Origin of the sequence: Bacillus sp. S4 (assembly GCF_040838205.1) — a bacterium.
Taxonomy (GTDB): Bacteria; Bacillota; Bacilli; order Bacillales; family Bacillaceae_G; genus Bacillus_A; species Bacillus_A cereus_U.
The window spans coordinates 1-2866 of record NZ_JBFPJI010000385.1 but is presented as its reverse complement, the minus strand read 5'-3'; the positions used below and the strand labels follow the sequence as shown (position 1 = coordinate 2866).

Sequence of the window (2866 nt, the reverse complement as noted above, 5' to 3'; positions counted from 1 at the left end):
ATATGAAACAAAGATCAACACTCTTTTTAAAGACAGCTATTATTCTGATTGGAATCCCTGTTCTTGCTTTGTGTATATTTTTAGTTCCTAACATAGGGAATTATGCAGCGGAATTGTATCCCGATATTGCATATATAAAATATCTTATTTTAATCAATCTGTATGCAACGGTGGTACCTTTTTATTTCGCTCTGTATCAAGCTTTTAAACTTGTAAGCTTCATTGACAAGGGTAACGCTTTCTCGAAATTATCTGTTAGAGCTTTAAAGAAGATAAAACAATGTGCAGTAACAATCAGTATTTTATATGTGGTAGGTATGCCACTCTTCTATCTTGTGGCGGAAAGAGATGATGCACCAGGTATTATTATACTTGGCATGCTCCTAATCTTCGCTTCAATGGTTATCGCAGTCTTTGCTGCCGTTCTCCAAAGACTTTTAAAAGATGCGATAGATATAAAATCAGAAAATGATTTAACGGTCTGAGGTGAATAACATGGCAATAATAATTAATATTGATGTAATGCTAGCGAAAAGAAAAATGAGCGTAACTGAACTTTCAGAGAAGGTTGGAATTACAATGGCTAACCTTTCTATATTAAAAAATGGAAAAGCAAAAGCAATTAGAATTTCAACTTTAGATGCTATTTGTAAAGCATTAGAATGCCAACCTGGGGATATTTTAGAATATCAACCTGAAGATACCGAATAAAAAGAGTCCTTCTTATATGAAGGACTCTTTTTATTGCTCATTACGGCGCAAAATTTATTTGGCCAGTAAACAATAAGGTAATCGCGATAATCCAAAAAATAAAGAACGATGAGGAAAGTATTAATGAGATAATTGCAATTGCCTTCTTCTCTGTTTGTTTCGTGATTCCAATTGTTGAAAGTATAATACCTACGCCTGTCAGAGCAATTGTAATATAATCTCCCACTATATTACCCGCATTCGCTATTCTCGTCGGCGTTATAAAAACGAATAAAAAACACATAATTCCGATGAGTAAAGATACATAGCTTATTATGCTGTACTTCTTTTTGGAAACTATTTCTGTTTTCATAATTACCCACCCCTTCTATATAGCTATGAGTTCATATTAGCATGAATAACCATAATTTGGTTAAAATAATAAAAAACAGATAAAGCGGACACTTCCACTTTATCTGTTTTTTATTTAATATATAAACCTGCTATTTCTTCTTTATCATTATAAGTTACGATAAAGGTACGTTGTTCTTTACTATATTTCGCTACAAGAACAACTGTATATAAACCATCTTTTTCTTCAATCGACTTTTTTTCAATCTTTTCGAATGTACCAGCTTTTTCAATTACAGGAGTAAGATCTTTCATTTTCTCCTCTGATAATGCAGTTTTCATCTTGCTATCAAATTTTTCATGCACTTCTTTATACTTAGCTTCATTTTGTAATTACTAAATCCGCTCTCTCCCTTGGCAATTCCGCTTCCAAATAATGCTCCTCAGCTTTCCAATACCTACTTTGAAATTTGGAAAGGTTCTTCTGCGTTTCTGGACTTTCACGTAGAAACCTTGTCTCTCTTGAACAATCCAAATACACCATATAATGAAAGAAATTTCTCCATTCTTTTCGCTGCAGAAAAACACCTTCAACAATTATTACACCTACTAAAGGAAGCTGTATTTCTTTCATTTCACATATGTCTGTTTCATCATGATAGAAAGGCAATTGTACTTGTATATCGCTTTGTAACTTCCAAAAAAAGTTTCGCTGCAACCACTCTATATCCCATTGAAGGTTGTAGTACTCATACCATTCTGCAAATCCAGTATTATATCGCTTATTACGCTCAGTAATATGATCGTCAATATGAAAAATATGAAACGGGATTTCACTTTGCTTCAAATCTTCTTCCAACTCTTTAACCAATGTTGTTTTACCTGAACGACTTAGACCATCTATACCTAATATAAATCGCTCATCTTTATGCTCCTTAATAACTTTCATTATTTCACTTGTGCTCATTACTTTTGCCAATCTTCTTTTAATAATGAATAAACGACCGTGTCATGAGCAACATCATTTTGAATCATATATTTTCGAAGTAATCCTTCTTCTTGAAATCCGGCTTTTTTTAATAAATTACGGGAAGCTTCATTTTCTATATATACGACAGCTGCAATTCTTATAAAGTGCAACGTTTCAAATCCGTAAGCTAGCATTGCTTGCAGTGCTTCGGTTGCGTATCCTTGTCCCCAATATGTATCATCTAGCTCATAACCAATTTCAGCTCGTTTATGATGATTGTTAATTAAATGAAATCCACACGTACCAATTAATTGATCTGTGCCTTTCTTCTCTATTCCCCAGCGAAATACACTTCCCTCTTCATTACGCTTTCTAAACGTTTGAATAGTCGTTTTCGCTTGCTCAACATTTTCGAAAGAGTCCATTCCAAAATAACGAATAACGGATTCTTTTGAAAAATAATGGAACATTGTTTCTGCATCTAATAGTGTAAGTTCTCTTAATAGTAAACGTTCTGTTTCTAATTTTGGAAACCCCATCCTCTTTTTCTCCTTCTATTCTAATGAACTACAAATTTCAATATAATTACCGTCTGGGTCAGCAATGTAAGCAATTGTTTGTCCCCACGGTTTTACGATTGGCTCAACTAGAACTTTAACCCCTTGTTCTTTTAATTTCTCAATCGTTTCCTTAACATCATCTACAACAAATCCTATTTCAAAATGAGAAGATTGTAGTACACCTTCTGTAAGAGGTAGTCCCGTTAACTCCTTAACATCCTCTCGTGTATTCATCGCTAAAATTGTTGCTCCTGTTTCAAATTCAATATATGTACCGTGCTCTGCTCTTATTGGT

General features: G+C 33.6%; 6 protein-coding genes and 1 pseudogene. 2 read left to right on the top strand and 5 right to left on the bottom strand.

The genetic code is table 11. The features are described from left to right. The first annotated feature begins 2 nt into the window (after positions 1-2). Together AB3X48_RS20540 and AB3X48_RS20535 are read left to right on the top strand one after the other, a co-directional pair. On the top strand, positions 3-485 hold the full coding sequence (locus tag AB3X48_RS20540) for a DUF2975 domain-containing protein (protein ID WP_002127922.1): 483 nt from the start codon (positions 3-5) through the stop codon (positions 483-485). Between the two features lie 10 nt (positions 486-495). Continuing rightward, complete coding sequence (locus AB3X48_RS20535; RefSeq protein WP_000974613.1) at positions 496-711, top strand: helix-turn-helix domain-containing protein; 216 nt, start codon at positions 496-498, stop codon at positions 709-711. A 40-nt stretch (positions 712-751) separates the two neighbouring features. Here AB3X48_RS20535 and AB3X48_RS20530 read toward each other — a convergent pair whose 3' ends face one another. The 5 genes and pseudogenes from AB3X48_RS20530 to AB3X48_RS20510 all read right to left on the bottom strand — a co-directional run. After that, positions 752-1063, bottom strand: coding sequence for a hypothetical protein (locus AB3X48_RS20530; protein WP_016105208.1), 312 nt, complete (start codon positions 1061-1063; stop codon positions 752-754). Between the two features lie 110 nt (positions 1064-1173). Continuing rightward, positions 1174-1434: pseudogene (locus AB3X48_RS20525) on the bottom strand (DUF3887 domain-containing protein); the annotation flags it as partial. After that, positions 1424-2008 carry a kinase gene (locus AB3X48_RS20520; RefSeq protein WP_078182388.1) on the bottom strand — a complete coding sequence of 195 codons (585 nt, stop codon included), beginning with the start codon at positions 2006-2008 and terminating at the stop codon, positions 1424-1426. The pseudogene AB3X48_RS20525 and the gene AB3X48_RS20520, both read right to left, overlap by 11 nt. Further along, entirely contained in the window at positions 2008-2550 is a 543-nt protein-coding gene (locus tag AB3X48_RS20515) for a GNAT family N-acetyltransferase (protein ID WP_002200088.1), read from the bottom strand. The genes AB3X48_RS20520 and AB3X48_RS20515 overlap by 1 nt, the downstream gene beginning before the upstream one ends. Positions 2551-2565: 15 nt before the next feature. Next, positions 2566-2866: VOC family protein (locus AB3X48_RS20510; protein WP_367959876.1), on the bottom strand; the 301-nt coding region annotated here is incomplete at its 5' end.

What these genes read in the sequence shown, in the direction of transcription:
- AB3X48_RS20540 (WP_002127922.1), top strand. Translation starts at nt 3, where the DNA reads ATGAAACAAAGATCAACACTCTTTTTAAAGACAGCTATTATTCTGATT.
- AB3X48_RS20535 (WP_000974613.1), top strand. Translation starts at nt 496, where the DNA reads ATGGCAATAATAATTAATATTGATGTAATGCTAGCGAAAAGAAAAATG.
- AB3X48_RS20530 (WP_016105208.1), bottom strand. Translation starts at nt 1,063, where the DNA reads ATGAAAACAGAAATAGTTTCCAAAAAGAAGTACAGCATAATAAGCTAT.
- AB3X48_RS20520 (WP_078182388.1), bottom strand. Translation starts at nt 2,008, where the DNA reads ATGAGCACAAGTGAAATAATGAAAGTTATTAAGGAGCATAAAGATGAG.
- AB3X48_RS20515 (WP_002200088.1), bottom strand. Translation starts at nt 2,550, where the DNA reads ATGGGGTTTCCAAAATTAGAAACAGAACGTTTACTATTAAGAGAACTT.